Annotated in this window: 1 protein-coding gene; it reads left to right on the top strand. The window is 66.7% G+C overall.

Going from position 1 to position 436, the window contains the following annotated elements; genetic code table 11:
- Positions 1 to 156: 156 nt before the first annotated feature.
- On the top strand, positions 157 to 436 hold a 280-nt coding region (locus AC5LSR_RS18550; protein ID WP_493468736.1), incomplete at its 3' end, for an alpha-amylase family glycosyl hydrolase.

The raw sequence follows: 436 nt of genomic DNA, 5'->3' as shown, positions 1-436 counted from the left end.
AAGCCATCCCTACGATCGCCGGAAGGATCCGACGACGTTCGACAAGGTTTGACGACGTTTGATGACGTTTGACGACGTTTGACGAGGACGCCGGGAGGACGCCGGACTGCGGCGGATCCCCCGGACTGGATGAGGTCCCTCGGATTGGATGAGGCCATGGGTGACTGGTGGCTCGACGCCGTGCTGTACGAGGTCTACATCCGCAGCTTCACCGACTCCGGCTCCGACGGGGTCGGGGACCTCGCCGGCATCACCAGCCGCCTGCCCTACCTGCGCGACCTCGGCGTGGACGGGATCTGGATCACCCCGTTCTACCGTTCCCCCATGGCCGACCACGGCTACGACGTCGCCGACCACCGTGCCGTCGACCCGCTCTTCGGCGCTCTGGCCACCTTCGACACGCTGCTCGCCGAGGCGCACCGGCACGGGCTGAAAG

This window comes from Protofrankia sp. CiP1_Cm_nod4 (genome assembly GCF_982290645.1).
The sequence above is the reverse complement of the archived record's forward strand: the minus strand, read 5'-3'. Positions and strand labels throughout refer to the sequence as shown.